Here is a 26231-nt window from a genome sequence, read left to right as displayed (position 1 = left end):
ATTCGTCATGCAAGACGGCTTTACAAGCCCGGCGCGGGACGCCAAGAGACGATCCATACCTTTGAGTGCTGCTCGCCGAAGAATGCGAGCCGTGATGGAGACGACGGCGTATGGGCTCTAAACTTTCCGGTCCCGCGGGCCAGGGTGGCAAAACGATCGAACAGAACGCGGACATCAACGTCACGCCGTTCGTCGACATCATGCTGGTGCTGCTGATCATCTTCATGGTCGCCGCGCCGCTGGCCACCGTGTCGATCAAGCTGGACCTGCCGCCGGCGACCCCGCCGGCCCCGACCGACAAGCCCAAGGAACCCGTGTACATCACGATCCAGGAATCGGGCAGCATCTACATCGCCGAGAAGGAAACCTCGGTCGCCACCCTGCCGGCCGACGTCTGCGCCGCCCAGGCCGTGGCCACGGACTGCCGCGAAGAGCGCGTCTTCGTCCGCGCCCAGCCGGAAGTGAAGTACAACCAGTTCATGGAAGTCATGAACAAGCTTCAGGAAAACGGCTTCTACAAGGTCGGCCTTCTGAACGAAGACATCGAGTAGGCCTTCCGTCCGCTCCAGTGAATCAGGGCCGTTCCTCCGGGAGCGGCCCTTTTTCTTTGCCCGAATTCGTAAGCTGAACGTCATCGGGCGCTTGCCCCCGGCCCAAGCCCGGTCCTTGATGCCGGCGTCAGTTTTCGGGGGAGTCACACCATGCGTCGCCGCACCTTCCTGTCCACCCTGCCCGCGGGCGCCCTTCTGGCCGGCGCCGGATCGGTCGCCGCACAGACGGCGAGTCCGACGCCCGCCACGACGAACGCCGCCCCCTCGCCTCGCCCGGCCGATCCCTATGCCGGCGTCGGCATCGGCGACCGGGTGACAGGACCGAAGTTCGTGGGCCGCTCGACCGTCTGGGGCGCGAACGGCGCTGCGGCGACGGCGCATCCGGCCGCCACCCTGATCGGACTGGACACCCTGCGGCGCGGCGGCTCGGCCATCGACGCCGCCATCGCCATCAACGCCGCCCTGGGCTTTCTGGAGCCGACCGCCAACGGCATCGGCGGCGACGCCTTCTGCCTGATGTGGGACCCGGCCCAGAAAAAGGTCGTCGGCTTCAATGGTTCGGGGAACAGTCCGCACGGTCTGTCGCTGGCGACGGCGCGGTCCAAGGCCGTGGACGGCTACCTGCCCAAGTACGGCGCCGTAACCGTCAACGTGCCCGGCACGGTCGACGCCTGGTGGAGCGCCCACCAGCGCTACGGCAAGCTGCCGTGGAAGGACGTGCTGCTGCCCGTCGCCGAACTGTGCGAGCAGGGCGTGCCCGTACCCTCGGTCATCGCCTGGTATCTGGAACGCAACATGGCCGGTTTCGACCGGAGCGCCGCCCTGATCGAGGAAAACGACAACCGCAAGAAGGTCTGGCGCCCGCACGGCCGCACCCCGCGCACCGGCGAGGTCTTCGCCAATCCGGACCTGGGCCGCACCCTGCGCCTGATCGCCGAGGGCGGCCGCGACGCCTTCTATGACGGAGTGATCGCCGACCACATCGAACGCTATTTCAAGCGCATCGGCGGCTGGATGACCCGCGCCGACCTGGCCGCCCACCGCACCGAATGGGTCGAGCCGCTGATGACCACCTATCGCGGGGTCGAGGTCTATAGCCTGGGACCGAACACCCAGGGCCTGTCGACCAACCAGATCCTGAACATCTGCGAACAGTTCGACCTGAAGGGCATGGGCTTCCAGTCCGCCGCCTCCATCCACCATCAGGCCGAGGCCAAGCGCCTGGCCTTCGAGGACCGCGCCCGCTACTTCGCCGACGAGCGCTTCACCAAGGCCCCGACCGCCTGGCTGAATTCCAAGGAATACGCCGCCGAACGCGCCAAGCTGATCAACCCGAACCGCGTCATGGACCGCGTCTTCCCCGGCGACGCCCCGACCCAGGGCGACACCACCTATTTCAGCGTGGCCGACAAGGACGGGATGATGGTCAGCTGGATCCAGTCCAACTATCGCGGCATGGGCTCGGGCCTGACGCCCGACGGCCCGGACGGCGGCACCCTCGGCTTCATGTTCCAGGACCGGGGCGAGCTGTTCGCCCTGACCGACGGCCACCCCAACGTCTATGCGCCGGGCAAGCGGCCCTTCCACACCATCATCCCCGGCTTCGCCTGCAAGGACGGCGAGCCGTGGCTGGCCTATGGCGTCATGGGCGGCGGGATGCAGCCGCAGGGCCAGGCCCAGATCATCATCAACATGGTCGACTACGGTCTGGACCCGCAGGAGGCCGGCGACAGCCCCCGCTGGCAGCACTACGGCTCGTCCGAACCGACCGGCCAGCCGGCCGAGGGCGTCGGCAAGCTGCATCTGGAATCCGGCGTGCCCGAAGCGACCAAGCAGCAGCTGACCGCCATGGGCTGGGACCTCGGCCCGCCCGACGGCGGCTTTGGCGGCTATCAGAACGTGATGAAGCAGATCAACGCCCAGGGCCGCTGGACCTACGGCGCGGCGACAGAGATGCGCAAAGACGGCAACGCGCTGGCCTATTGATCCGGTCTATTTGAGGAAGACGCCATGATCGCCGCCCTTCTGGCCGCCAGCCTGCACGCCGCCGCGCTCGACGCCCCCGCCGAATGCCGCCCTGTCCCGGGCGTCGAAGCCCTGTGGAAGGACAACATCCGCTACGTCGTCGTCGGCGAGATGCACGGCACGACCGAGACCCCCGCCGCCTTCGCCGACATGGTCTGCGCGGCGCGTGACAAGGGGCCGGTGACGGTCGCGCTCGAGTTCTCGGAAGGCATGCAACCGATGCTGGACGCCTTCATGGCCGCCGAAACGGAGGCAGCCGCGCGCGCGGTCCTGGCCGCCTATCCGCAGGGGCCCTTCGTCCATCACGACGGACGCGGCAGCGTCGCCATGCTGGACATGCTGCTGCGCCTGCGCGCGATGAAGCGCGAGACGCCGGGCCTCAAGGTCGTCGCCTTCGCCCCCGACAGCCCGCGCGTTCAGGGTTTCAGCCAGTCCTACTACGAGTTGGACATGGGTCACCGGCTGGCGACGGCCGCGCGCAATGCGCCCGGCAGCCGGATGCTGGTCCTGGTCGGCAATATCCATGCGCAACGAAAGACGATCGAGCGCAGGAACCTGACCCCGGCCGTCGTGCACCTGCCGTCCGCCGAGGTCGTCAGCCTCTATGCCGTCGAGCAGGGGGGAACCGCTTGGAATTGCCGCAACGACAGCTGCGGCCCCGCGCCCCTGCCCGAAGCCTACGATGCCGCGGCGCGGGGCGTCATCATCCAGCCCTACGGGAGCGGCGCATTCGACGGCGTCCTCGCCCTCGGCCCGACCACGGCGTCCGAACCGGCCAAGCCTTGACCTGACGCCGCGTCAATCGACTAAAGTTCGTTTCCAAACAGGACGGACCTTATGAGCGATCTCGTCACGCGTGACTTCACCGCCCCGGCCGCCGACGGCTATCCGCTGTCGATGCGGCTGGTGTCAGCGGCGGAACCTCGGATCGCGGTGCTGGTCTCGTCCGGCACAGGCTTCCCCAAGGGCTTCTATGAACGGTTCGCCCGCCACCTGGCCGAGCGGGGCGCGGCGGTGCTGACCTATGACTTCCGCGGCATCGCCGGGTCGCGGCCGGATGACCTGAGGGGCTCGGCGATCGACTATCCCGACTGGGGCCGGCTGGACATGGTCGCCGCCCTGGACGCCCTGATCGAGACGGCGCCGGGCCTGCCGGTCGTCCATGTCGGTCACAGCGTCGGCGGGCATTTCCTGGGCTTCATGGCCAATCAGGACCGGATCGACCGCCACGCCTTCGTCTCGGTCGGCACCGGCTGGTGGGGCGGGCACCATCGATCCTACAATCCGCTGGAGCTGTTCTTCTGGCTGGGCTTCGGCCCCTACAGCCTGGCGCGGCACGGCTATATCAAGGGCGGCGGCCTGTGGGCCGGGACCGACCTGCCGCGCGGGGTCTTCACCACCTGGCGGCGCTGGTGCCTGAAGCGGGAGTACTTCTCGCGCGAGTTGGAGACGACGCTGCGGCCGCATCACTATGAGGCGGTGACCGCCCCGATCCGCTCGTGGATCTTCACCGACGATCCCATCGCCACGCCGAACAGCGCCCGCGACCTGCTGAGCGTCTATCCCAAGGCCCCGTCCGAGATCAGCGTCCACGCGCCCGGCGATTTCGGCGTGCGCCGCATCGGCCACGAGGGCGCTTTCCGCAAGGGGATGGAGCCTTTGTGGGACCGGATTTTCCACTGGCTGGAGAATGGCGCAGCCTGATCCGGCGCCTATATCGAGCGCTCCCTGATCTCGCGGAGCCTCCCATGCCTTACTCAAACCAACCGACCGTGACCGCCTCGGGCGTGGAGATTCCGCTGCTGGGCTTCGGCACCTGGCAGCTTGAGGCCGAGGACGCGCGGCGCATGGTGCGCGAGGCCCTGCGCATCGGCTATCGCCACATCGACACGGCCTGGATCTACAAGAACGAGCAGGCGGTCGGTCAGGGGATCGCCGACGCCGTGGCCGAGGGCGTGGTGGCGCGCGAGGACGTCTTCGTCACCACCAAGATCTGGGTCGAGCATTTCCATCGCGACGCCCTGCTGCGTCAGGCCGAAGAGTCCGCGATCAGCCTGGGCCTGACGCCGGACCTGCTGCTGCTGCACTGGCCCAAGCCGACGCCCTCGCTGGAGGAGACCATCGGCGCCCTGAACGAGGCGCAGGCGCAGGGCTTCACCAAACATTTGGGCCTGTCCAACTTCCCCTCGGCGCTGTTCCGGCAGGCTGCAAGCCTGTCCAGGGCGCCGCTGATCACCAATCAGGTCGAACACCACCCCTATCTGTCGCAGAAGACGCTGATCGACACGGCGCGCGAGCTGGGCTCGTCCATCACCGCCTGGTCGCCTCTGGCCCAGGGCAAGATCGCCGACGACGCCGTGATCGGCGAAATCGCCAAGGCGCATGGCAAGACCAACGGCCAGGTCGTGCTGCGCTGGATCATCCAGCAGGGCCTGATCGCCATTCCGCGCACCGCCAGGGAAAGCCGCGCGGCCGAGAATTTCGACATTTTCGACTTCGCACTGTCAGCCGCGGAGGCGGCCCGCATCCACGCCCGGGCCCGTCCCGACGGCCGTCTGGGCGACTGGCTGGACGAGGCCTTCCAATGGGATCAGGATGCCGCCTGACGGCAACGCCTGATCAGGGCGGCGGGAGGTGGCGATGGGTTCGGTACTGGGATTTCCGGGCGTTGACCCGACGGACGCCGTCATCGGCGCCCGCATACGGCGCTGGCGCGATCAAAGGGGCGTCGCCTCGTCCGATCTCGCCGCCGCCCTTCACCTGACGCCCGAGGCCCTGCGCCGCATCGAGGCCGGCCGCGAGCATCTGGATTCCGCCGGCATCGACGCCGCCACCCGCGCCCTGCACCTGCCGGTGTGGGCGCTGACAGCCGACCGGCCCGGCTACTGATGGCGGCCCGCCTCTATCGCGCCGTCTTCGCCTGCGTCGGCTGGTTCGCGCTCGGCCTGCAGTATTGGCTGACGATCAGCGGCAACCCGCACATGGGCGCGGGCGAGCTGACGCTGAATTTCTTCAGCTACTTCACCATCCTGTCGAACATTCTGGTCGCCCTGGCCCTGACCGGCCCCGCCCTGTCGCCCGACAGTCGGCTGGGGCGCTGGTCCGCCAGCGAGGGCGTACGCGCCTCGGTCGCCATGTATATCGTCGTGGTCGGCCTGACCTATCATTTCCTGCTGGCGGGCGTCTGGGACCCGCAGGGCTGGGCGCTGGTGGGCAATAACCTGCTTCACTACGTCATGCCCGCCGCCTTCGTGGTCGACTGGCTGGCGTTCACGCCCAAGGGGCGGCTGCGCTGGGTCGATCCGGCCAAATGGCTGGTCCCGGTGCTGGCCTATGGGGCCTGGACCTTGCTCCACGGCAAGCTGAGCGGCTGGTGGCCCTACTGGTTCGTGGATGTGGACAAGCTGGGGCTGGGCAAGACCCTGGTCTATTTCGCGGGCCTGCTGGTCTTCTTCCTGATCGTCGGCCTGATCGTCGTGGCGATCGACCGCACCTTCGGACGGCGTGACAGACAGGCGATTGCCGCCTAAGCGTCAGCGCATGGCCTACAAGTCCCTGCGCGATTTCATCGCTGTCCTCGAAGCCGACGGCGAACTGGTTCGCGTCTCCGAACCCGTCTCCACCACGCTGGAGATGACCGAGATCCAGACCCGCCTTCTTCGGAATGGCGGCCCAGCGGTCCTGTTCGAGAAGCCGGTCATGCCGGACGGCTCGATCAGCCCCATTCCCTGCCTGGCCAACCTGTTCGGCACGGTGAAGCGCGTCGCCATGGGCGTGACGCTGGAGGGCAAGACGCGGACGACGGCGGGCGAACTGCGCGAGGTCGGCGAACTGCTGGCCTTCCTGCGCAACCCGACGCCCCCGCGCGGGTTTTCGGACGCCCTGGAGATGCTGCCCCTGGCCCAGACCGTCATGGCCATGCGGCCCAAGGTCGTGAAGAAGGCCCTGGTGCAGGAGGTCGTCCTGAAGGGCGACCAGATCGACCTGAACAGCCTGCCGATCCAGGGCTGCTGGCCCGGCGAGCCGGCGCCCCTGATCACCTGGGGTCTGGTCGTCACCAAGGGGCCGTCCGACGACCGCGAGGACGACTTCAACCTGGGCATCTATCGGATGCAGGTCCTGGGCAAGGACAAGGCCATCATGCGCTGGCTGGCCCACCGCGGCGGCGCCCAGCACTACGCCCGGCACAAGAAGGCGGGTAAGCGCGAGCCCCTGCCCTGCGCCGTGGTGCTCGGCGCCGATCCGGGGACGATCCTGGCCGCCGTGACCCCCGTGCCCGAGACCCTGTCGGAGTATCAGTTCGCGGGCCTGATGCGCGGCTCCAAGGCCGAACTGGTGCCTTGCAAGACCGTGCCGCTGATGGTGCCGGCCAACGCCGAGATCGTGCTGGAAGGCCACGTCCTGCTGGACGAGTTCGAGGACGAAGGCCCCTACGGCGACCACACCGGCTACTACAACTCGGTCGAGAAATTCCCGGTCTTCCAGGTGACGGCGATCACCATGCGCAAGGACCCCATCTACCTGACCACCTTCACCGGCCGTCCGCCGGACGAGCCGTCCGTGCTGGGCGAGGCGCTGAACGAGGTCTTCATCCCCTTGATCCGCCAGCAGTTCCCCGAGATCGTCGACTTCTGGCTGCCGCCCGAGGGGTGCAGCTACCGCATCGCCGTGGTGTCGATGAAGAAGGCCTATCCGGGCCACGCCAAGCGCGTGATGATGGGCTGCTGGAGCTATCTGCGGCAGTTCATGTACACCAAGTGGATCATCGTGGTGGACCACGACATCAACGCCCGCGACTGGAAGGACGTGATGTGGGCCATCTCGACCAAGATGGACCCGGCCCGCGACATCACCGTCATCGAGAACACCCCGATCGACTATCTGGACTTCGCCTCGCCCGAGAGCGGCCTGGGCTCCAAGATCGGTCTGGACGCCACCGACAAGTGGGAGCCCGAGACCAAGCGCGAATGGGGCGAGGAAATCCGCATGGACGAGGCCGTGATCGAGCGGGTCAACGACCTGTGGGACCGCCTCGGATTGCCGGGTGACGGAACCCCGATCTGGAAATAGCCGCCAGCGCGGTCGTCGAACCGTAATCTCCCTAAGGCCACGATAAGCCTCCCCTTAACATTGCCATCGGTAGGACGGTGGTGATCGAGGAGAGCGTATGCGCGTGTTCAAGAACCTGACTGTCGCCGGAAAAATGCTTCTGGCGGGAGGCGCTGTCACAGGCGTTCTGCTGCTCTGCGCGGCCTTCGCCGTGTCGCAGAACACGCGAACGGTCGCTCGCGGCCTGTCGCACGACTATGCCCAGGCCCTTGGCGACAGCGCGGTCGCCAACGTCAGCGGCAAGATCACCGAAGCTTCGGCCACCACCCGCGCGATGGCGGACATCATCGGCAAGGCCCACGAGACCGGCTTGCGCGACCGCGCCGCGGTTCTGGCCATGCTGAAGCCTGCGGCCTCCGCGACGCCGCTGGTCATGGGAAGCTGGTTCATGGCCGCACCCGACGCCTTCGACGGCAGGGACGCCGCCCTGGCGGGCCGCGACGACCTGGGCTCGAACGCCTCCGGGCGCTTCTTGCCCTACTGGGTGAATGACGGCGGCACGACAACGCTGCAGGCGCCGATGGAGAGCTCTGACTACGAAGAGCCCTATTTCACCCGGCCCTTCACCACCGGCAAGCCAGCCATCGTCGAGCCCTACGCCGAGGACATCGGCGGCAAGTCCGTCCTGATGACCTCCATCGCCTATCCGGTGGTGTCGGGCGGCAAGGTGATCGGCGTGGCCGGCCTTGATCTGGCCCTGGACGACCTTTCCACCCTGCTGGGCGCGATGAAGCCCTTCGGTTCGGGTCAAGTGATGCTTCTGTCCAGCACTGGCGCCTGGGTTGCGCACCCGAACCCGGCCTTGCGGACCAAACCCTATGCAGAAGACCAGGTCGACGCGGTGCGTGCGGTCCTGAGCAGCGGCAAGGCGGCCCAACTGGACAGCCTGCGCAGCCTGTCCGGCGAGCGCATCGAGCGACGGGTCGCGCCTGCGCCTCTGGCCGGCCTGGGCGCCACCTGGGGACTGGTGACCGACATCCCCACAACCGCCATCAACGGCCCGTCTGATCGCCTGGCGCTCGCGATGATGATCGGCGGCCTGGTCATTCTGGCCCTGGTCCTGGCCGCCCTGTTCGTCGTGACCGACAAGGTGGTCCGCAAGCCGCTGGCCCGGCTGACCGCCTCGGTCAAGACGCTGAACGCCGGCCGCTACGAAACGCCGGTGCAGGGGACTGAAAGCTCGGACGAGGTCGGCGGCATCGCTCGCGCTCTGGAAGGCTTCCGCCACCAGCTGGCCGACACCGACCGCCTGCGAGCCGAGCAGGAGCAGAACCGCGCCGCCGCCGAGGCCGAGCGTCTGCGCAACGACGCCATCCGCCAAGCCGCCGAAGAGGAACAGCGTTTCGTCGTTAGCTCGGTCGGCCAAGGCCTGTCGCGCCTGTCGGACGGCGACCTGACCTATCGCCTGGAAGCCGACTTCCCCGAGGACTATCGCAAGCTGCGCGACGACTTCAATCTGGCCATGGGCCGGTTGGAAGAGACGATGACGGTGATCATCGACAGCGCCGCCGGCATCCGCTCGACCACCACGGAAATCAGCCAGGCGTCCGACGACCTGTCGCGTCGCACCGAACAACAGGCCGCCAGCCTGGAAGAGACCGCCGCGGCCCTTGAGGAAGTCACCGCAACGGTCCGCCAAGCCTCGGATGGCGCTGATCGGGCGCGCGACATCGTGGAAACCACCCGCCATAACGCCCGCCGCAGCGGCGAGGTGGTCGACCAGACTGTCACGGCCATGCGCGAGATCGAGACCTCGGCCCAGCAGATCGCCCAGATCACCGGCGTCATCGACGAGATCGCCTTCCAGACCAACCTCCTGGCCCTGAACGCCGGCGTCGAAGCCGCCCGTGCGGGCGACGCCGGTCGCGGCTTCGCCGTCGTGGCCTCGGAAGTGCGCGCCCTGGCCCAGCGTTCGGCCGAAGCCGCCAAGGAGATCAAGATCCTGATCGGGTCCAGCACCGAGCGGGTCAACCAGGGCGTCCGACTGGTCGATGACACCGGCCAGGCCCTGACCCGCATCATCGACGAGGTCGCCCAGATCAGCGGTCTGGTGGCCAATATCGCAGCCTCGGCCAAGGAACAGGCCAGCGGCCTGGGCGAGATCAATGTGGCCGTGAACCAGATGGATCAGATGACCCAGCAGAACGCCGCCATGGTCGAGGAATCCACGGCGGCCTCGCATTCCCTGGCCCAGGAAACCACCAGCCTGGCCGACCTGATGCGCCGCTTCCGCATCAGCGCCGAGGCCGTCCCGGCGCGCACGCAGCCCGTGCGTCAGGTTCCGTCTGCCGCGCCTCGGACGGTCACCGCCCTGAAGACCGTGGGCGGACGCGGTCTGTCGGCCGTAGCCGCGACCGAGGAATGGGAAGAGTTCTGAAGCCCGACCCTCCCCGCCGCCCGCTGGTGCGGCGGCGGGGAACCGTCTAGCTTGCCCCACGGCATGGTCGGGGGGCTGCATTGAGCGCGTTCGAGTTCTTCTTCAGCTTCTACGGCCTGCTGCTCGGCCTGTCGGTGGCCGAACTGGTCGGCGGGTTCGCCCGCGTGCTGCATGAGCGCGAGCGCATCCGCTTCGGCTGGCTGACGCCCGCGCTGGCCCTGTTCGTCGCCATCGACATCGCCACCTTCTGGAACCAGGCCTGGGTCATCTTTCGCGGGGCGCCGTTCAACACCTTCCTGCTGCTGGTCAGCCTGAGCATCGCCGCGACCTTCTATGTGGCGGCCAGCGTGACCTTCCCGCGCGTCTCAGCCGAGGGCGCCCATGAGCGCATCGACATGGACGCCCACTTCTGGGCGCACCGAAAACTGGTGTTCGGCTGCATCCTGGCCGCCAATCTGATCGTCGCGATCATGGTCATCATCCTGGCCCAGATGAACCCGGGCTTCGCCAAGATCGCCAGCTCCGTGTCCTTGTGGAGCGGGGTCGCCATCTTCGTGGCCGGGACAGCGACGGCGGCCTTTGCGCCTTGGCGCCGGGTCGCGGTCGGCGCCCTGGCCGTCGTTCTGCTCTACAGCCTGTGGGGCATGGCCAAGTCAGCGTCGGCGCTGGCCGCAGCGGGCGGATGGTCGCCGATGAGCGGCGGCTGACAGAGCAGGGGAACCTGCCGAAAAATCCCGCTTTCCCAAATGTGTCCCAAATACGATTTTTAGGTGACGAGATTGTAATCTCGTCATAGCGTCCCTGCTTCCAATTGTCGGAGGCAAAATGACCCGCGTTCTCCCCATTGTTCTCGCCGCCCTTCTCGCCGCGCCGGCCGCCATGACGGCGCCCTCGCCGGCTGACGCCCAGGTGCGCGTCGGATCCGGAGCGATGGCCCGCAGCCCGTCGCGCCCTCGCCCGCGTCTGAGCGAAGCTGAACAGGATCGGCTCTATGAGGCCCAGGACGAGGTCACCGAACTGGACATGAAGATCGCCGACCTTCAGGAAGCCAGCACGGCAGGGGCGCTGACCGAAGCGCAACGCCAGGAATGGAACACTCACAGCGCGCGTCGCCAAGAACTCCAGGAAACCATCGAACGGCTGGAGACTAAGCGCCGTCGCGGCTGAGCGGGCTTGCAAGCAGGGCCGTGAGGGCGGAAGACAGGATATGCGCATCAGCCTGTTCCTCGCCGCCCTCGCGGCGCTCGCGTCGAGTCCCGCCATGTCCCAGACCCCGCCCGCTTCCGTCCCCAACGCCGCGCCCTGGGATCAGGCCTTCCTGCCGCCCGCGCCCGCGTGGAACGGCGCGTCCAAGGCCCTGCTGCGCGAGGCGTCGGATCCCTGGGTCACGGCGTTCGAGGCCGATGCGGCGCATGACTTCTCGCCCTCCTATGCCGACACCCGCGCCTGGTTCGACCGTCTGGATGCGGCCAGCGACCTGATCCGCATCGAACAGTTCGGCGTCTCGCCGGAGGGCCGTCCGATCTATGCGGTGATCGCGTCCAAGGACGGCGCGACGCTGGACCCGTCCAAGCCCGTGCTGCTGGCCCAGGCCGGCATCCACCCGGGCGAGATCGACGGCAAGGACGCGGGCATGATGCTGCTGCGCGACATGGCCTTCTACGGCAAGGACGGGCTGCTGGACCGCGCCAACCTGATCCTGATCCCGATCCTCAGCGTCGACGGACATGAGCGGACCAGCCCCTACTCCCGTCCCAACCAGCGCGGACCGCGCAATCAGGGCTGGCGCCACACGGCGACCAACCAGAACCTGAACCGCGACTTCATGAAGCTGGACCAGGCCGAGATGCAGGCCGTCATGGGCCTGATCCACAAGTATCAGCCGGACCTCTACGTCGACATCCACGTCACCGACGGCATCGATTATCAATACGACGTCACCTACGGCTACAACGGCGAAGACGGCGTCTGGAGCCGCAGCCCGGCCATCGCAAAATGGCTGGACGACGCCTTCAAGCCCGACATGGACGCCGCCCTGGAGGCGAAGGGCCACATTCCCGGCGAACTGGTCTTCGCCATCGACGACCGCGACCCCAAGAAGGGGATGAACGACGGCGGCCTGGGCGAGCGCTATTCCAACGGCTGGGGCTCGGCGGCCCACGTCCCGACCATCCTGATCGAGAACCACAGCCTGAAGCCGCACGAGCAGCGGGTGTTGGGGACCTATGTCTTCCTCGAATCGGCGCTGAAACTGCTGGCCGAGAAGTCGCAGACCCTGCGCGCCGCCATCACCGCCGACCGCGCCCTGCGCCCCGCCGAACTGCCCGCCAACTTCGACGGCGACGACCAGCCGACGCGCATCCGTCCCTTCAAGGGCATCCTCTACGACACCTACGACAGCGCCGCCTCGGGCCGTCCCGAACTGCGCTGGCTGGGCCAGCCGGACCCGGTGCTGTGGCAGGTGCCCTTCTTTGGCTCGCACCCGACCCTGACGCTGAAGCGTCCGACCGCCTACTGGGTGCCGTCCTATCGCGCCGACCTCATCGAGCGGCTGAAGACCCACGGCGTGCAGATGGAGACGCTGGACGCCCCGCGCACAGTCGCCGTCGACATGCTGCGTCTGGTCGATCCCAAGGTCTCGGCCCGCACCAATGAAGGCCATGTGCCGATCACGGTCTCGGAAGTCCGCACGGAAGCCAAGGACTGGACCTTCCCCGTCGGCTCGGTCCGCGTGCCGACCGATCAACCGATGGGCGACGTCGCCATCCTGCTGCTGGAGCCGCAGTCGTCCGAGAGCTTCTTCGCCTGGGGCATGTTCCCCGAGGTGCTGAACCGCGTCGAATACATCGAGGCCTACGCCATCGCCCCCCTGGCCGAGAAGATGCTGGCCGCCGATCCGGCGCTGAAGGCCGAGTTCGAGGCCAAGCTGGCGGCCGAGCCCGCCTTCGCCGCCGACGGCGACGCTCGCCTGGCCTGGTTCTATGAACGCACCCCCTTCTATGATCAGCGCTACCGGCTGTATCCGGTCGGACGGGAGAACTGAGCATGGTCCCTTCGATTCAGGCCGCCGCCCTGTGGGGCGGATTGCTGATCCTGACCCTGCTGGTCCTGTCCAGCGTCGTGGTCAGCCGCCGCCGTCGGTTCATGATCGAGTTCGGCGACGGCGGTAATCCCGAGATGACGCCCGCCGTCCGCGCCTTCGGCAACGCCACGGAATATGTGCCCGCCGGCATCTGCGGCCTGATCCTGCTGGCCTTCGTCGGCGCCCCGCCCCTGCTGATCCACGGCGTCGGCGGCGTCCTGTTCCTGGGTCGGGTCATTCACGGTCTGGGCCTGCTGTTCCAGAAGGGGCCGTCGCTAGGCCGGGTGACGGGCACGGTCCTGACCTGGCTGGCCCTGCTGATCGCCGCCGTCAGCCTGATCGCCTGGTCGGTGATCTAGCAGCGAGCAGTTGCGGCGCCGGGGCGGGTCCGCCATATCGGGGCATGTCCGAACAGACGCCCTCCCCCGACATCCTGCATGATCTGGTCGCCGCCGCGCTGAAGGCCGGCGCCGACGCCGCCGAGGCCGTCTCGGCCCACCGCGCCTCCCTGTCCGTCGGCGTGCGCAACGCCGAACTGGAAGAGGTCGAGCGCGAGGAGGCCCGCGACCTGGGCCTGCGCGTCTTCATCGGCCGCCGTCAGGCGACGGTTTCCGCCTCCGACCTGTCCGACGCCACCCGCGCCCGTCTGGTCGAGCGCGCCGTGGCCATGGCCAAGCTGGCCCCCGAAGACCCCTATGCCGGTTTGGCCCCGCAGGACCGGCTGGCGAAGGGCCCGCACGCCGACCTCGACCTGTTCGATCCGTCCGAACGCACCGCCGAGGCGCTGGAAGCCGCCGCCGCCGAGGCCGAGGCCGCAGCCCTGGCCGTCGAGGGCGTCGCCCGCTCCGAGGGCGGCCACGCCTCCTGGTCGGCCAGCGAATGGCGGCTGGTCACCTCGCACGGCTTCGACGGCCGCCATAAGGGCAGCGCCTTCTCGCTGGGCGTCGGCGTCATCGCCGAGAAGGACGGCGCCATGGAGCGCGGCGGCGAAAGCCGGGCGACGCGCTATCTGTCCGACCTGCCGGGCGCCGCCGAAATCGGCCTGAAGGCCGGCGAGCGCGCCGTGGCCCGCGTCGGACCGCGCAAGATCGCCTCGACCACCGCCCCGGTCATCTTCGAGAACCGCATCGCCACCCAGGTCCTGTCGCCGCTGCTGGGGGCCATTTCCGGCCCAGCCATCGCGCGCGGCAGCTCCTTCCTGAAGGACAGGCTGGGCCAGCGGGTCCTGCCCGCAGGCGTCGACCTGATCGACGATCCCTTCCGCCTGCGCGGCCTCGGCTCCACCCCCTTCGACGACGAGGGCGTGGCGGTCCAGCAACGCAACATCGTCGAGGACGGCGTCATCACCACCTGGCTGCTGAACACGGCCGCCGCCGCCCAGTTGGGCCTGGCCTCGACCGGCCACGCCTCGCGCGGTCTGGCCGGACCGTCCGGCGTTTCGACCCACAACCTGCACCTGGCGCCGGGCGAGCGCGACAAGGCCGGCCTGATGGCCGACGCCGGGTCGGGCCTGCTGATCACCTCCATGTTCGGCCCGTCGCTGAACGCCAACAACGGCGACTGGTCGGCGGGGGTGTCGGGCTTCTGGTTCGAGGACGGCCAACTTGCCTATCCGGTCAGCGAAGTGACCGTGGCGGGCAATCTGATCGACCTCTACGCCCGACTGGTGCGCGGATCGGATCTGGAGTTCCGGGGTTCCTTCAACAGCCCTTCCCTGATGTTCGACGCGGTGGCCATCGCCGGAAAATGACTGATCTCGCTTCCGACCTCGAACTGATCCGCGACGCGGCCCTGGCCGCCGGCCGGCTGGCGCTCGAGCATCGCGAGGCCGGGCTGAAGGTCTGGTCCAAGGAGGGCGGCTCGCCCGTCACCGACGCCGATCTGGCGGTGGACCAACTGCTGCGCGATGTCCTGCTGAGCGCCCGCCCCGACTACGGCTGGCTGTCCGAAGAAACGGCCGACAGTCCCGAGCGCCTGACCAAGAAGCGCATCTTCGTCGTCGATCCGATCGACGGCACCGTCGCCTATATGAAGAACAAGCCGTGGTGGTGCGTGCCCATCGCCGTGGTCGAGGACGGCCGGCCCGTCGCCGCCGTCATCCACGCCCCCATGCTGGGCGAGATGTTCGAGGCCACCCTGGGCGGCGGCGCCCGGCTGCAGGGCCGCCCGATCAGCGCCTCGGACACCGACACCCTGGAAGACGCCGAGCTTCTGGCCGACGCTCGGCTGATGGAGGCTAGAGAATGGGCCGAGCCCTGGCCGGAAATGCGCTTCACCAAGCGCAACGCCCTGGCCTACCGCATGGCCCTGGTCGCCGCCGGGGCCTTTGACGCGGCCATCGCCATCAGCCCCAAATGGGACTGGGACGTCTGCGCCGGCGCCCTGATCGCCGAGGAGGCCGGAGCCAGGGTCAGCGACCATATGGGCCGTCCGTGGCGATTTAATCGCCCCGATCCACGCCAAACCAGCCTGATCTGCGCCGCACCGGCCCTTCACCCGTTGATCGTGAGGCGCACAGCGCCTATCCCGCTGGCGATCTGACCTCCTTTCGCAATGGATTGCCCGCTCCATGGCTGACGCCCACGACCCTCAACTGCTTCACCTCGTCATCGGCGGCGAGATGCGCCACCCGGCCGAGCCCGTCTTCCGCGACCTGTCCAAGGTCGAGTTCGTCGGCGCCTACGGCAATTATGACGACGCCAAGCACGCCTGGAAGGCCCGCGCCCAGGCCACCGTCGACAACGCCCACATGCGCTATTTCATCCTGCACGCGCACAAGCTGATCGACCCGCGCAGCGACGCCTGAGGCTCACGCGCGCTTCACGGCGACGTTTCGGAACCGCACAGGCGGCTGGCGCGCTTTCCCGTCAGCCGCCTTTGGCGTTTCTGAAGAGGCAACCGTCATGATGCCCACCCTGATCGTCCTGCTGCTGGTGATCGCGGCCGTGGCCGTGGTCGTCTGGGTGGTGCGACGTCAGCCCCCCCACGCCCCGCGTCCGGGCGAAGATCAGGACACCGCCTGGAACGACCCGATCACCCCGGCCGAAACCCACCACCACCATCACCACCCCCACGAACCGGAGCCGCGGCCATGACCTTGTTCGGCTACACCATCGACGGCGGACAGTTGTTCGGCCTGATCTCGCTATTGAGCGTCCTGGCCCTGTGGCTGGTCGTTCTGGGGCGCGAGCGCCACTATGGGCGCTGGTTCCGCCAGTGGGAGGCCGACCGCAAGGCCCGCCGCGACGCCGAGCTGGCCCAGCACGGCCAAGGCCCCAAGCGCGGCCCCTGGGGCTGATCGCCTATTCGCGCTTCAGCAGGCGGTCGACGACCAGCTTGCCCCACCAGCCGGCCTTGAACTCGGCGCGGATCGCCTTGGGGTCATAGGCGTCGCTGTCGATCCAGTCCTCGAAGCTGACGCCCGTCGGCTCGATCTCGGCGACATACTTCTCCAGCACATAGTCCAGCACCCCGGTCAGCCCCTCTCGGCTGTGCAGGGTGCGCTTGCCCAGTTCCGACAGGGCCGCCGAGATCGGCTCGCCCAGATGGAAGTGGCGATACAGGACCGCCATCATCCCCGCCCGGTCCGCGCCGGACTTGCAATGGATTAGGGCCGGATATTCGATGGTGCGGAACAGTTCGCGCGCCCGGTGGATGCGGTCGCGACCCGGCGGATCGCGCGAATCCAGCGGCGCGTCGATCAGGGTCAGGCCCAGACGCTCGCAGGCCGCCTTCTCCAGCCAGTAATAGGCCTCGTCGCGCTGACCGCGCAGATTGATGACCGTCTTGATCCCGCGCCGCCGCCAATAGGCCAGCTGCCCCGGCGACGGCTGATTGGTGCGCACCAGATCAGGCCCCAGCCAGTGGGCGTTGGTGAAGGCCGTGCGCAGGAAGGCGTGATCAGCCCAGAAATAGGACCAATGCGCCTTGAACCGGCCAAACGACGTTGTCAGATCATAGCGCGCCATAGGCCGCAGATAGCGACGAAACCGCCCGGCGTCACCATCAGCTTGACGGCGGCGGCTTGACTTGACGCCCGTCCCGTTCGACCGAGAGCCAATGACCGTTCCTGCGCCCGCATCCGACACCCGCGAACCTCTGCGGCCGCTTCTGGGCCGCATCTGGCGCGACTACCTGTCCCGGCACAAGCGCGCCTTCTTCGCCTCCATGTTCTTCGCGGCGGTTTCGGGCGGACTGACGGCCCTGTTGCTGAAGTTCCTCGAACCGGCGATCGACCTGCTGTTCGCCCGCCACCAGGGGCCGGTTCAGGTCTGGGGTCTGGTCAGCATCCCGTCGGACAAGGTGCTGATCCTCATCCCGCTGTTCATCATCATGGTGGCGGTCATCCGCTCGCTGGCCATGGCGGCGCAGGCGGCGCTGGTGAACCGGCTGGGCCACGGCATCGTCGGCGACATTCAGAAGCAGCTTTTCTCGGGCATGATCCGCGCCGACCTGTCGCGCCTGCGCGGCCAGCATTCGGGCAGCTTCGTCTCGTCGGTCCTGTTCGACGCCAACCTGGTGCGCGAGGCCTTCACCTCGGGCGTGGTCAACTACACGCAGAACGCCCTGATGCTGCTGGGCGTCATCATCGCCATGGGCTTCATCGACCTGCCGCTGACGCTGATCGTCCTGCTGGGCGTTCCGGTGGTCAGCTGGATCATCCGCCGCTTCGGCAAGAAGTCGCGCAAGGCCGCGCGCGGCGCCATGGTCGAGACCGAGGCCCTGTCCAGCGCCCTGATGGAGAACCTGGACGGCGTCCGCGTCATCAAGATCGAGAACCGCGAGGCGGCCGAGGAAGCCCGTGTCGGCGAGGTCATCGCCCGTCGCCAACGCCACATCATCAAGGGGTCCGACAGCCGCGCCTTCGCCGGTCCGGCTAGCGACATCGTCGCCTACGGCATCGTCGCCGCCGTCATGGCCTATGCCGGCTGGAGCGCCAGCCAGGGCCAGATGACGGTCGGCGCCTTCGCCTCCTTCATCGGCATGCTGCTGCTGGCCGGTCAGGCTCTGCGTCAGGTCACGAACCTGACCACGGTGCTCAGCGAAGGCCTGACGGCCGCCCGCCGGCTGTTCACCGCCCTGGATATCGAGCCGGAAATCCGGGAGGCGACGGACGCCATCGAACTGGAGACCGGCCCCGTCACGGTCGCGTTCGATCACGTCTCCTTCGCCTATCAAGCCAGCGAAGACGGCGGAGCGCCCACCCTGTCGGACATCAGCCTGCATGTGGAGCCGGGCGAGACCATCGCCCTGGTCGGCCCGTCAGGCGGCGGCAAGTCGACCATCCTGTCGCTGTTGCCCCGCTTCTATGACGTCACGGCCGGGGCCGTGACCATCAACGGTCGCGACGTCCGCGAACTGAAGCTCACGTCCCTGCGCGACCACATCGCCCTGGTGACGCAGGAGCCCTTCCTGTTCGACGACACGGTCGCCGCCAATATCGCCTATGGCCGCAAGGGCGCGACCGCCGAGCAGATCATCGAGGCCGCGCGCTCCGCCGCCGCCCACGACTTCATCACCGCCCTGCCCGAAGGCTACGCCACCCGCGTCGGCGAGGCCGGGATGCGGCTGTCGGGCGGCCAGCGTCAGCGCATCGCCATCGCCCGCGCCTTCCTCAAGGACGCGCCGATCCTGCTGCTGGACGAGGCCACCAGCGCGCTGGACACCGAGAGCGAGGCCCTGGTCCAGGCGGCGCTGGAGCGGCTGATGCAGGGCCGCGCCACCCTGATGATCGCCCACCGCCTGTCGACGGTTCAGAACGCCGACCGCATCTATGTCATCGAGGCCGGCCGCGTCGTCGAACAAGGCGCGCACGCCGCCCTGGTCAAGAAGGGCGGCCTCTACGCCCGGCTGGCGCGTCAGCAGTCGCTGGACGGGCCGCCTCCCGTCATCGCCTCCCCCCTGCCCGACGAGACCGGCGCATGAGGCCGCTGCGCAACCCGATCATCCAGACCTCCATGGCCTGGATTCTGTCGGAGTGGATGCGGTTCTGCTACGCCACCATCCGCTGGACGCATGAGAACGAGCCGGTCGCCGAGGAGGTCTGGACCGAAGGCGGCGGCGTTCTGTGCGCCTTCTGGCACTCGCGGCTGGCCCTGGGGCCGGCCTGCTGGCCCATGCAGCGGGCGCAACCGATCAAGGGCCTGGTCTCGCTCAGCGCCGACGGGGAGTTCTTCGCCAAGGCCGTGGGCCGTCTGGGCATTCCTGCGGTGCGCGGCTCGTCCAGCAACAAGGACAAGGCGGCCAGTTCCAAGGGCGGAACCCAGGCCCTGCGCGACGGCCTGAAGCAGTTGAAGGTCGGCGGCCTGGCCGTCACCCCCGACGGCCCGCGCGGGCCGGCGCGCCAGATGGCCGAGGGCCTGCCCCTGATGGCGAAGATTTCGGGCGCCCCGGTCCTGTTCATCGGTATTTCGTGCAAGCCGGCGATCCGGCTGAACAGCTGGGACAAGGCCGTCCTGCCCCTGCCCTTCGGCAAGGGCGCCATCGTCTGGGACAAGGCCTGGTATCCGCAAGGTGCTGAAATGTCCGAGGTCGCCGCCGACTGGACCGAGCGGCTGACCGCCGTCGAGGCGCGCGCCGACGCCATCGTCGGGCTGGAGCGGGTCTGACGTGATCTTCAGCCCCGCCCTGATCGCCTATCGTCTGCTGACCCGGCTGATGGAGCCCCTGGCTCCGCGCCTGCTCGACGCCCGCGTCAAGCAGGGCAAGGAGGACCCTCAGCGGGTCGACGAACGGCTGGGGCTGGCTGGCGCGGCGCGCCCCGCCGGGCCGCTGATCTGGATTCACGGCGTCAGCGTCGGCGAGGCCCTGTCCATCCTTCCCCTGGCCGAGCGCATCCGAAAAGACCGGCCCGACGTGACCGTTCTGGTCACGACCGGGACCCTGACCTCAGCCCAAGTTCTGGCCCAACGCCTGCCGCCCGGCGTCATCCATCAGTTCGCCCCGGTGGACGGCCCCGGCGCCGTCGCCGCCTTCCTCGACCACTGGCGGCCGACCATCGGCGTCTTCGTCGAGAGCGAGCTGTGGCCCAACCTGCTGACGGCGGCGAAAAAGCGCCGCATCCCCCTGGCCCTGGTCAGCGCCCGCATCACCGACAAGACCGCCGAGGGCTGGAAGAAGGCCCCCGGCATGGCCCGCGCCCTGATGGCGACGTTCGCTCACGTCTGGCCGCAGGATCAGGCCAGCGCCGACCGACTGACCGCCCTGGGCGCCCGCGTCGACGGCCAGGTGAACCTGAAGCTGTCGGGCGAGCCCCTGCCCTATGACAAGGGCGAGTTCGGCCGCCTGTCGGCCCTGATCGACGACCGCCCCGTCGTCGTCGCCGCCAGCACCCACGAGCATGAGGAAATGGCCATCGTCGGGGCGCTGGACCATCTGGCCGACCGCCTGTTCCTGATCGTCGTGCCGCGCCACCCGGACCGCGCCGATGAGATCGCCCGGTCGCTGAGCCAGGACGGCTACAGCTTCGCCCGGCGCAGCCAGCGTCAGCCGGTGACGGACCAGACCGACATCTATCTGGCCGACACGCTCGGCGAACTGGGTCTGTTCATGCGCCTGGCCGACGTGGTGGTCATGGGCGGCTCGTTCGCGCCCGCGCTGGGCGGCGGCGCCGTCGGCGGGCACAATCCGCTGGAGCCCGCCCGCCTGGGCAAGCCGATCGTCACCGGCCCGGACGCCAGCAACTGGAACGCGGTGACGCGGATGCTGAAGTCGTCCGGCGGACTGGTTTCGGTTCTGTCGCCCGCTGAACTGCCCGGGATGGTCGGGCCCTTGCTGGCCGATCCCGACGCCGCACGCGACATGGGCGAGCGCGCGCGTCGCGCCGCCGCCGAGGCGGCCGCCGGGCTGGACCGGCTGTGGCTGGCGCTTCAGGCCCATCTGCCCGCCGCCCCCTCGCGAGGCCGTCGATGAAGCTGAACACGCCCCGCTGGTGGTACAGCCGCGACCGCCGTCACGCCCCGGTCGCGCGAATGTTGCTCAAGCCCGCCTCATGGATCTGGGCCGGCGTCACCGCCCGCCGCATCGCCCGCGCCACGCCGGTCGATCCCGGCGCGCCCGTCATCTCCATCGGCAATCTGACCGTCGGCGGATCAGGCAAGACGCCGATCGCGCGCGAAGTGCTGCGCCTGCTGCACGCGCAAGGCGTCAACGCCGCCGCCCTGTCGCGCGGCTACGGCGGGACGCTGGAAGGCCCGGTTCAGGTCGATCTGGCCGTCCACACCGCCGCCAACGTCGGCGACGAACCCCTGATGCTGGCCGCCGACGCCCCCGCCTGGATCGCCCGCGACCGCACAGCCGGGGCGCGCGCCGCCGTCGCCGCCGGGGCCGAGGCCCTGGTGCTGGACGACGCCCATCAGAACCCGACGCTGAACAAGACCCTCAGCCTGATCGTCGTCGACGGCGAGACGCGCGGCGACGAATGGCCTTTCGGCGACGGTTCGGTGTTTCCGTCCGGTCCGATGCGCGAGCCGCTGCAGGCCGGACTGGCGCGCGCCAACGCCGTCGTCATCCTGCTGCCCGCCGACCTGGCCGAGGCCGATCCCGAACTGGTCGCGACCTTCGGCGCCCTGCCCGTCTTCATCGCCCGGCTGGAACCCGCCGCGGCCCCGCCGGCGGGACCCCAGGTCGGCTTCGCCGGCATCGCCAAGCCGTGGAAGGTCGAGCGGTCGCTGATCGCCGCCGGCTGCGACCTGAAGGACTTCGTGCCCTTCCCCGACCACGCCGAACTGTCGGAGCGCGACTTCGCCCTGCTGTCGGACCGAGCCGCCCTGTTCGACGCCGGGCTGGTCACGACCGAGAAGGACTGGGTGCGCCTGCCGCCCGAATGGCGTGGAAGGATCCTCGCCTGGCCTGTCTTCGCCCGGTTCGAGGACGAGGCGGGGTTCGCGGAGTTTCTGGCCGCCGCCCTGATCCGCCGGCCTCACATCTCGTCATCCGCCAGCTGACGTGACTTCCCCGCCCCTTCGGGCTAAAGGCTGAGCAAAATTATTCCGGCTCAGGAGACTACCCATGGCGCGCATCACGCTGCGACAGTTGCTCGATCACGCGGCGGAGAACGACTACGGCCTGCCCGCCTACAATATCAACAACATGGAACAGGGTCTGGCGATCATGGAGGCGGCCCATGAGGTCAACGCCCCGGTCATCATCCAGGCCTCGCGCGGCGCCCGCAGCTACGCCAACGACATCGTCCTGGCCAAGCTGATCGACGCCCTGGCCGAGCTCTATCCGCACATCCCGGTCTGCATGCACCAGGACCACGGCAACGGCCCGGCCACCTGCGCCACCGCCATCCAGTACGGCTTCACCTCGGTGATGATGGACGGCTCGCTGGAAGAAGACGCCAAGACCCCCGCCTCCTACGAATACAACGTCGACGTCACCCGTCGCGTCACCGAAATGGCCCACTCGTGCGGCGTCTCGGTCGAGGGTGAACTGGGCGTTCTCGGCTCGCTGGAAACCGGCATGGGCGAGGCCGAAGACGGCCACGGCTTCGAAGGCAAGCTGGACCACTCGGCCCTGCTGACCGACCCGGATCAGGCTGTCGACTTCGTCCGCGCCACCAAGGTCGACGCTCTGGCGATCGCCATGGGCACCAGCCACGGCGCCTACAAGTTCAGCCGCAAGCCGGACGGCGAAGTCCTGGCCATGAACGTGATCGAGGAAATCCACCGCCGCCTGCCCGACACCCACCTAGTCATGCACGGCTCGTCCTCGGTGCCGCAGGACCTGCAGGACATCATCAACGCCTACGGCGGCCAGATGCCCCAGACCTGGGGCGTCCCGGTCGAGGAAATCCAGCGCGGCATCAAGCACGGCGTGCGCAAGATCAACATCGACACCGACAACCGCATGGCCATGACCGGCGCCGTGCGCAAACTGCTGATGGAAAAGCCGGGCGAGTTCGACCCGCGCGCCTGGCTCAAGCCCGCCAAGGAAGCCATGCGCAAGCTGTGCATCGAGCGCTACCAGCAGTTCGGCTGCGAAGGTCAGGCGTCGAAGATCCGCCCCCTGTCCACCGCCCAGATGGCCAAGCGTTACGCCTCGGGCGAACTGGACCCGCACTTCGGCGCCTCGGCCACCAAGGCCGCCTGACGCTTTTCCGTCATCCCGGAAGCGGCGCAGCCGCTATCCGGGACCGCAGGAAGCGCGGCGTTTTGGGCGGTCCCGGCTCTGCGCCTCGCTACGCGAGGCTCCGGCCGGGATGACGGCCCTTCACCACACCCCGTATCGTCCGCCGATCGCGCTCAGCACCAGCCGCGCTTCGATCTCGGCGTGGCGCAGGTCATCTTCGGCCCGCCGCGCGTCACGGCGAGCGTCGCGAATTTCGTCCCGCACTTCGCGGATGCGATCGCGGATGCGCTGACGCTGCTCGTCCGTCAGACCGTCCTGCCTCAGCTCCCGCTGCTTGGCCTCCAGCTTGTCCTCGCGGTCGTCGATGCGGCTGATGGCCGAGTTCAGCGCGCTCTCGGCCGAGGACACGGCCTGCTCGACCGCATGGATCCGGCGTCCGTCCTCATAGGCGGGCAGAAAACTCGCCTCCTCAGCCGGCGAACAGACGTCGCCATAGCTGTTGCCCTGCCGCCCTTGCCGGAAGCCGTTCTCCCAGGTGCAGTAGGTCCGCAGCCCGTCCTCACGCGCCGCCAGATAGGCGCTCGGATTGGCCTCCACCCCGAACTTGGCGCAGGCCTGGGCGTGGTCGCCCAGGCGGCTGGGCTGATAGCCCGACACCCCGTCCTGATAGCCCTTCTCGCCCCAGGCCCCCGCCAGACACTGGTCCTTGGTCATGGTGGTGCAACCGGCCAGCAGGGCGACGCCCGTTGCGGCGACGGCGGCGACGATCACAAACCTCATGTTCCTCTCCCCCAAAGCTCGGCCGCGGCAATGGACGATATGACGACCCGCCCGGCAAGCCATGCTATTTCGCCCTATGGCCGATGAACCTTTGCTGACGGAAGACGACGACGCGGAAATGCTCGAGGCGCGCATCGACGCGCCCGGCGTCCGTCTGGACAAGGCCCTGGCCGCCGCCTTCCCGACCCTGTCGCGCGCCCGGCTGCAGGCCCTGCTGGCCGAGGGGGCCGTGCGCCGCGACGGCCAGCCCGTGGCCAGCGGCTCGGCCAAGGCTCAGGCCGGCCTCTACGCCGTCATCCTGCCGCCCGTCGCCCCGGCCACGCCCCTGCCCGAGGCCATTCCCCTGACCGTCCTGTTCGAGGACGCCGACCTGATCGTCATCGACAAGGCCCCCGGCATGGCCGCCCACCCGGCCCCCGGCTGCGAGACCGGCACCCTGGTCAACGCCCTGCTGGCCCACTGCGGCGACAGCCTGTCGGGCATCGGCGGCGTGGCCCGTCCCGGCATCGTCCACCGCCTGGACAAGGACACCTCCGGCGTCATGGTCGCCGCCAAGTCCGACCGCGCCCACGCGGGCCTCTCGGCCCTGTTCGCCGCCCACGATATCGAGCGCACCTATATCGCCCTGACGCGCGGCGCCCCCACGCCTGAGAAGGGCCGCATCCAGACCCAGATCGGCCGCTCCAGCAGCGACCGGAAAAAGATGGCCGTCCTGCGCTCCGGCGGGCGCGAGGCCATCACCGACTATGTGGTGCAGAAAACCTTCGGCCAGCCCGCCAAGGCGTCCGGCGCCCCCCTCGCCGCCCGCGTCGCCTGCACCCTGCACACCGGCCGCACCCACCAGATCCGTGTCCATCTGGCCTCCAAGGGCTCGCCCCTGCTCGGCGACCCCGTCTATGGCTCGGGCAGCCCCGCCGCCCCCGTCCGCGCCGCCGTCGCCGAAGTCGGCCTGACCCGCCAGGCCCTCCACGCCGCCGTCCTCGGCTTCGTCCACCCGGTAACGGGCCAGGCCCTGCGCTTCGAGACCGCCCCGCCCGAGGACATGCGGCGTCTGGAGGCCCTCCTGGCCGAGCTCTAGGCCTCGGTTCGCGTCCGATTTGATCCGTAACTCACACTGTGCTAATAGCCCTGCATCCGGCATAAGTGGCGCCGCTGCAACGGTCACGCCTTCGTGTGACGATCCGCCCCTACCAATCGGGGCAACCCATCGCCACTTGGATCGGTTGAGGGGTGAGGCGACGATGCACATTGGGTGGTCGACGCTGCGGAGCCTGCTCTTGCTTATCGGTCGGAGGGACCACGTCTAATGGCTAACTCGACGCTCGCGGTGATGTCGCCTGAACAGGGACTGTCGCGCTATCTCACGGAAATCCGTAAGTTTCCGATGCTTACCAAGGACGAGGAGTTCATGCTCGCCAAGCGTTGGTCAGAGCATCAGGACCCCGAAGCGGCCCACCGCCTCGTCACCTCGCACCTTCGCCTCGTGGCCAAGATCGCCATGGGTTATCGCGGCTACGGCCTGCCGATCGGCGAAGTGATTTCCGAGGGCAACGTCGGCCTGATGCAGGCCGTCAAGAAATTCGATCCCGACAAGGGCTTCCGCCTGGCCACCTACGCCATGTGGTGGATCCGCGCCTCGATCCAGGAATACATCCTGCGTAGCTGGTCGCTCGTGAAGATGGGCACCACCGCCGCGCAGAAGAAGCTCTTCTTCAACCTGCGCAAGGCCAAGAGCCAGATCTCGGCGTTTGAAGAGGGCGACCTGCGTCCCGAGCACCTCGCCGCCATCGCCGTCAAGCTGGGCGTGACCGAGGAAGAGGTCACCAACATGAACCGCCGCCTCGGCGGCGACGCCTCGCTGAACGCGCCGCTGCGCGCCGACGGCGAGAGCGAGTGGCAGGACTGGCTGGCCGACGACAATGCGGTGTCCCAGGAAACGGCTCTAGCCGACTCCGAGGAAAAGACCATCCGCATGAGCCTGCTTCAGGAAGCGATGGAAGAGCTGACCGACCGCGAGAAGCACATCCTCACGGAACGCCGCCTCAAGGACGACCCGGTCACGCTGGAAGAACTCGCCGGCCAGTACGGCGTCTCGCGCGAGCGCGTGCGTCAGATCGAGGTCCGCGCCTTCGAGAAGCTGCAAAAAGCCATGCGCGCCGCCGCCGAAGAGCGGAATCTGGTCGACGCCTAAGCGCTCAAGCAGCCGAAGGCGTTAGCGCACCGTCATCCTTCT

General features: G+C 68.4%; 27 protein-coding genes. 25 read left to right on the top strand and 2 right to left on the bottom strand.

The features are described from left to right. Positions 1 to 110 precede the first annotated feature (110 nt). The 18 genes from AC3IS2_RS03120 to AC3IS2_RS03035 all read left to right on the top strand — a co-directional run bounded on the left by AC3IS2_RS03120 (position 111) and on the right by AC3IS2_RS03035 (position 16442). Complete coding sequence (locus AC3IS2_RS03120) at positions 111 to 551, top strand: biopolymer transporter ExbD (protein ID WP_489199221.1); 441 nt, start codon at positions 111 to 113, stop codon at positions 549 to 551. Positions 552 to 701: 150 nt separating this feature from the next. Continuing rightward, positions 702 to 2537, top strand: a complete 1836-nt coding sequence (locus AC3IS2_RS03115; protein ID WP_489199220.1) for a gamma-glutamyltransferase family protein — start codon at positions 702 to 704, stop codon at positions 2535 to 2537. A gap of 24 nt (positions 2538 to 2561) precedes the next feature. Then, positions 2562 to 3362: a hypothetical protein gene (locus tag AC3IS2_RS03110; protein WP_489199219.1), complete on the top strand. Its 801-nt coding sequence runs from the start codon at positions 2562 to 2564 to the stop codon at positions 3360 to 3362. A gap of 51 nt (positions 3363 to 3413) precedes the next feature. Further along, positions 3414 to 4280, top strand: a complete 867-nt coding sequence (locus AC3IS2_RS03105; protein WP_489199218.1) for an alpha/beta hydrolase family protein — start codon at positions 3414 to 3416, stop codon at positions 4278 to 4280. Between the two features lie 44 nt (positions 4281 to 4324). Next, positions 4325 to 5182 carry an aldo/keto reductase gene (locus AC3IS2_RS03100; RefSeq protein WP_489199217.1) on the top strand — a complete coding sequence of 286 codons (858 nt, stop codon included), beginning with the start codon at positions 4325 to 4327 and terminating at the stop codon, positions 5180 to 5182. 34 nt (positions 5183 to 5216) lie between these two features. Continuing rightward, the gene (locus AC3IS2_RS03095; RefSeq protein ID WP_489199216.1) at positions 5217 to 5465 is read left to right on the top strand and encodes a helix-turn-helix domain-containing protein; all 249 of its coding nucleotides are present in this window, start codon (positions 5217 to 5219) and stop codon (positions 5463 to 5465) included. Beyond that, the gene (locus AC3IS2_RS03090; RefSeq protein WP_489199215.1) at positions 5465 to 6106 is read left to right on the top strand and encodes a Pr6Pr family membrane protein; all 642 of its coding nucleotides are present in this window, start codon (positions 5465 to 5467) and stop codon (positions 6104 to 6106) included. Before AC3IS2_RS03095 ends, AC3IS2_RS03090 begins: the two co-directional genes overlap by 1 nt. 10 nt (positions 6107 to 6116) lie before the next feature. After that, positions 6117 to 7646 (top strand): UbiD family decarboxylase, encoded by a 1530-nt coding sequence (locus AC3IS2_RS03085; RefSeq protein ID WP_489199214.1) that lies wholly within the window; start codon positions 6117 to 6119, stop codon positions 7644 to 7646. Positions 7647 to 7743: 97 nt separating this feature from the next. Continuing rightward, positions 7744 to 10062, top strand: coding sequence for a methyl-accepting chemotaxis protein (locus AC3IS2_RS03080; RefSeq protein WP_489199213.1), 2319 nt, complete (start codon positions 7744 to 7746; stop codon positions 10060 to 10062). An 80-nt stretch (positions 10063 to 10142) separates the two neighbouring features. Next, positions 10143 to 10769 (top strand): hypothetical protein, encoded by a 627-nt coding sequence (locus AC3IS2_RS03075; RefSeq protein ID WP_489199212.1) that lies wholly within the window; start codon positions 10143 to 10145, stop codon positions 10767 to 10769. Between the two features lie 118 nt (positions 10770 to 10887). Continuing rightward, positions 10888 to 11229 (top strand): hypothetical protein, encoded by a 342-nt coding sequence (locus AC3IS2_RS03070; protein ID WP_489199211.1) that lies wholly within the window; start codon positions 10888 to 10890, stop codon positions 11227 to 11229. Positions 11230 to 11269: 40 nt separating this feature from the next. Next, entirely contained in the window at positions 11270 to 13105 is a 1836-nt protein-coding gene (locus AC3IS2_RS03065) for a M14 family metallopeptidase (protein WP_489199210.1), read from the top strand. Positions 13106 to 13107: 2 nt separating this feature from the next. Further along, on the top strand, positions 13108 to 13503 hold the full coding sequence (locus AC3IS2_RS03060; RefSeq protein ID WP_489199209.1) for an MAPEG family protein: 396 nt from the start codon (positions 13108 to 13110) through the stop codon (positions 13501 to 13503). Positions 13504 to 13547: 44 nt separating this feature from the next. Further along, positions 13548 to 14894: a TldD/PmbA family protein gene (locus AC3IS2_RS03055; protein WP_489199208.1), complete on the top strand. Its 1347-nt coding sequence runs from the start codon at positions 13548 to 13550 to the stop codon at positions 14892 to 14894. Next, on the top strand, positions 14891 to 15685 hold the full coding sequence (locus tag AC3IS2_RS03050) for a 3'(2'),5'-bisphosphate nucleotidase CysQ (protein WP_489199207.1): 795 nt from the start codon (positions 14891 to 14893) through the stop codon (positions 15683 to 15685). Before AC3IS2_RS03055 ends, AC3IS2_RS03050 begins: the two co-directional genes overlap by 4 nt. A 28-nt stretch (positions 15686 to 15713) precedes the next feature. Continuing rightward, complete coding sequence (locus AC3IS2_RS03045) at positions 15714 to 15950, top strand: DUF4170 domain-containing protein (RefSeq protein ID WP_489199206.1); 237 nt, start codon at positions 15714 to 15716, stop codon at positions 15948 to 15950. A gap of 97 nt (positions 15951 to 16047) precedes the next feature. Next, complete coding sequence (locus AC3IS2_RS03040) at positions 16048 to 16239, top strand: hypothetical protein (protein ID WP_489199205.1); 192 nt, start codon at positions 16048 to 16050, stop codon at positions 16237 to 16239. Further along, positions 16236 to 16442 carry a hypothetical protein gene (locus AC3IS2_RS03035; protein WP_489199204.1) on the top strand — a complete coding sequence of 69 codons (207 nt, stop codon included), beginning with the start codon at positions 16236 to 16238 and terminating at the stop codon, positions 16440 to 16442. Before AC3IS2_RS03040 ends, AC3IS2_RS03035 begins: the two co-directional genes overlap by 4 nt. 4 nt (positions 16443 to 16446) lie before the next feature. Here AC3IS2_RS03035 and AC3IS2_RS03030 read toward each other — a convergent pair whose 3' ends face one another. After that, the gene (locus tag AC3IS2_RS03030; RefSeq protein ID WP_489199203.1) at positions 16447 to 17112 is read right to left on the bottom strand and encodes a protein tyrosine phosphatase family protein; all 666 of its coding nucleotides are present in this window, start codon (positions 17110 to 17112) and stop codon (positions 16447 to 16449) included. Between the two features lie 91 nt (positions 17113 to 17203). On the opposite strand from AC3IS2_RS03030, the gene AC3IS2_RS03025 reads away from it, so the two are divergent. The 5 genes from AC3IS2_RS03025 to fba all read left to right on the top strand — a co-directional run bounded on the left by AC3IS2_RS03025 (position 17204) and on the right by fba (position 23239). Next, on the top strand, positions 17204 to 19069 hold the full coding sequence (locus tag AC3IS2_RS03025) for an ABC transporter ATP-binding protein (RefSeq protein WP_489199202.1): 1866 nt from the start codon (positions 17204 to 17206) through the stop codon (positions 19067 to 19069). After that, a complete protein-coding gene (locus AC3IS2_RS03020) occupies positions 19066 to 19752 on the top strand; it encodes a lysophospholipid acyltransferase family protein (protein ID WP_489199201.1) in 687 nt (228 codons plus the stop codon). The genes AC3IS2_RS03025 and AC3IS2_RS03020 overlap by 4 nt, the downstream gene beginning before the upstream one ends. A 1-nt stretch (position 19753) precedes the next feature. Beyond that, on the top strand, positions 19754 to 21055 hold the full coding sequence (locus AC3IS2_RS03015; RefSeq protein ID WP_489199200.1) for a 3-deoxy-D-manno-octulosonic acid transferase: 1302 nt from the start codon (positions 19754 to 19756) through the stop codon (positions 21053 to 21055). After that, a complete protein-coding gene (lpxK, locus tag AC3IS2_RS03010) occupies positions 21052 to 22089 on the top strand; it encodes a tetraacyldisaccharide 4'-kinase (protein WP_489199199.1) in 1038 nt (345 codons plus the stop codon). The genes AC3IS2_RS03015 and lpxK overlap by 4 nt, the downstream gene beginning before the upstream one ends. A gap of 64 nt (positions 22090 to 22153) precedes the next feature. After that, positions 22154 to 23239, top strand: a complete 1086-nt coding sequence (gene fba, locus AC3IS2_RS03005; RefSeq protein WP_489199198.1) for a class II fructose-bisphosphate aldolase — start codon at positions 22154 to 22156, stop codon at positions 23237 to 23239. A gap of 120 nt (positions 23240 to 23359) precedes the next feature. On the opposite strand, the gene AC3IS2_RS03000 is transcribed toward fba, so the two are convergent. After that, positions 23360 to 23998 carry a DUF2799 domain-containing protein gene (locus tag AC3IS2_RS03000; RefSeq protein ID WP_489199197.1) on the bottom strand — a complete coding sequence of 213 codons (639 nt, stop codon included), beginning with the start codon at positions 23996 to 23998 and terminating at the stop codon, positions 23360 to 23362. Between the two features lie 76 nt (positions 23999 to 24074). Here AC3IS2_RS03000 and AC3IS2_RS02995 point away from each other — a divergent pair, with 76 nt between their 5' ends. Then, positions 24075 to 25076: an RluA family pseudouridine synthase gene (locus AC3IS2_RS02995; protein ID WP_489199196.1), complete on the top strand. Its 1002-nt coding sequence runs from the start codon at positions 24075 to 24077 to the stop codon at positions 25074 to 25076. Between the two features lie 228 nt (positions 25077 to 25304). After that, a complete protein-coding gene (gene rpoH / locus AC3IS2_RS02990) occupies positions 25305 to 26189 on the top strand; it encodes an RNA polymerase sigma factor RpoH (protein ID WP_489199195.1) in 885 nt (294 codons plus the stop codon). Positions 26190 to 26231 lie beyond the last annotated feature (42 nt).

The organism is Brevundimonas sp. KH_025, assembly GCF_057839885.1.
The sequence above is the reverse complement of the archived record's forward strand: the minus strand, read 5'-3'. Positions and strand labels throughout refer to the sequence as shown.

What these genes read in the sequence shown, in the direction of transcription:
- lpxK (WP_489199199.1), top strand. Translation starts at nt 21,052, where the DNA reads ATGAAGCTGAACACGCCCCGCTGGTGGTACAGCCGCGACCGCCGTCAC.
- AC3IS2_RS03035 (WP_489199204.1), top strand. Translation starts at nt 16,236, where the DNA reads ATGACCTTGTTCGGCTACACCATCGACGGCGGACAGTTGTTCGGCCTG.
- AC3IS2_RS03080 (WP_489199213.1), top strand. Translation starts at nt 7,744, where the DNA reads ATGCGCGTGTTCAAGAACCTGACTGTCGCCGGAAAAATGCTTCTGGCG.
- AC3IS2_RS03000 (WP_489199197.1), bottom strand. Translation starts at nt 23,998, where the DNA reads ATGAGGTTTGTGATCGTCGCCGCCGTCGCCGCAACGGGCGTCGCCCTG.
- AC3IS2_RS03105 (WP_489199218.1), top strand. Translation starts at nt 3,414, where the DNA reads ATGAGCGATCTCGTCACGCGTGACTTCACCGCCCCGGCCGCCGACGGC.
- AC3IS2_RS03115 (WP_489199220.1), top strand. Translation starts at nt 702, where the DNA reads ATGCGTCGCCGCACCTTCCTGTCCACCCTGCCCGCGGGCGCCCTTCTG.
- AC3IS2_RS03095 (WP_489199216.1), top strand. Translation starts at nt 5,217, where the DNA reads ATGGGTTCGGTACTGGGATTTCCGGGCGTTGACCCGACGGACGCCGTC.
- AC3IS2_RS03025 (WP_489199202.1), top strand. Translation starts at nt 17,204, where the DNA reads ATGACCGTTCCTGCGCCCGCATCCGACACCCGCGAACCTCTGCGGCCG.
- AC3IS2_RS03090 (WP_489199215.1), top strand. Translation starts at nt 5,465, where the DNA reads ATGGCGGCCCGCCTCTATCGCGCCGTCTTCGCCTGCGTCGGCTGGTTC.
- AC3IS2_RS03055 (WP_489199208.1), top strand. Translation starts at nt 13,548, where the DNA reads ATGTCCGAACAGACGCCCTCCCCCGACATCCTGCATGATCTGGTCGCC.
- AC3IS2_RS03045 (WP_489199206.1), top strand. Translation starts at nt 15,714, where the DNA reads ATGGCTGACGCCCACGACCCTCAACTGCTTCACCTCGTCATCGGCGGC.
- AC3IS2_RS03020 (WP_489199201.1), top strand. Translation starts at nt 19,066, where the DNA reads ATGAGGCCGCTGCGCAACCCGATCATCCAGACCTCCATGGCCTGGATT.
- AC3IS2_RS03030 (WP_489199203.1), bottom strand. Translation starts at nt 17,112, where the DNA reads ATGGCGCGCTATGATCTGACAACGTCGTTTGGCCGGTTCAAGGCGCAT.
- AC3IS2_RS03060 (WP_489199209.1), top strand. Translation starts at nt 13,108, where the DNA reads ATGGTCCCTTCGATTCAGGCCGCCGCCCTGTGGGGCGGATTGCTGATC.
- AC3IS2_RS03050 (WP_489199207.1), top strand. Translation starts at nt 14,891, where the DNA reads ATGACTGATCTCGCTTCCGACCTCGAACTGATCCGCGACGCGGCCCTG.
- AC3IS2_RS02995 (WP_489199196.1), top strand. Translation starts at nt 24,075, where the DNA reads ATGGCCGATGAACCTTTGCTGACGGAAGACGACGACGCGGAAATGCTC.
- rpoH (WP_489199195.1), top strand. Translation starts at nt 25,305, where the DNA reads ATGGCTAACTCGACGCTCGCGGTGATGTCGCCTGAACAGGGACTGTCG.
- fba (WP_489199198.1), top strand. Translation starts at nt 22,154, where the DNA reads ATGGCGCGCATCACGCTGCGACAGTTGCTCGATCACGCGGCGGAGAAC.
- AC3IS2_RS03070 (WP_489199211.1), top strand. Translation starts at nt 10,888, where the DNA reads ATGACCCGCGTTCTCCCCATTGTTCTCGCCGCCCTTCTCGCCGCGCCG.
- AC3IS2_RS03085 (WP_489199214.1), top strand. Translation starts at nt 6,117, where the DNA reads ATGGCCTACAAGTCCCTGCGCGATTTCATCGCTGTCCTCGAAGCCGAC.
- AC3IS2_RS03040 (WP_489199205.1), top strand. Translation starts at nt 16,048, where the DNA reads ATGATGCCCACCCTGATCGTCCTGCTGCTGGTGATCGCGGCCGTGGCC.
- AC3IS2_RS03100 (WP_489199217.1), top strand. Translation starts at nt 4,325, where the DNA reads ATGCCTTACTCAAACCAACCGACCGTGACCGCCTCGGGCGTGGAGATT.
- AC3IS2_RS03110 (WP_489199219.1), top strand. Translation starts at nt 2,562, where the DNA reads ATGATCGCCGCCCTTCTGGCCGCCAGCCTGCACGCCGCCGCGCTCGAC.
- AC3IS2_RS03120 (WP_489199221.1), top strand. Translation starts at nt 111, where the DNA reads ATGGGCTCTAAACTTTCCGGTCCCGCGGGCCAGGGTGGCAAAACGATC.
- AC3IS2_RS03065 (WP_489199210.1), top strand. Translation starts at nt 11,270, where the DNA reads ATGCGCATCAGCCTGTTCCTCGCCGCCCTCGCGGCGCTCGCGTCGAGT.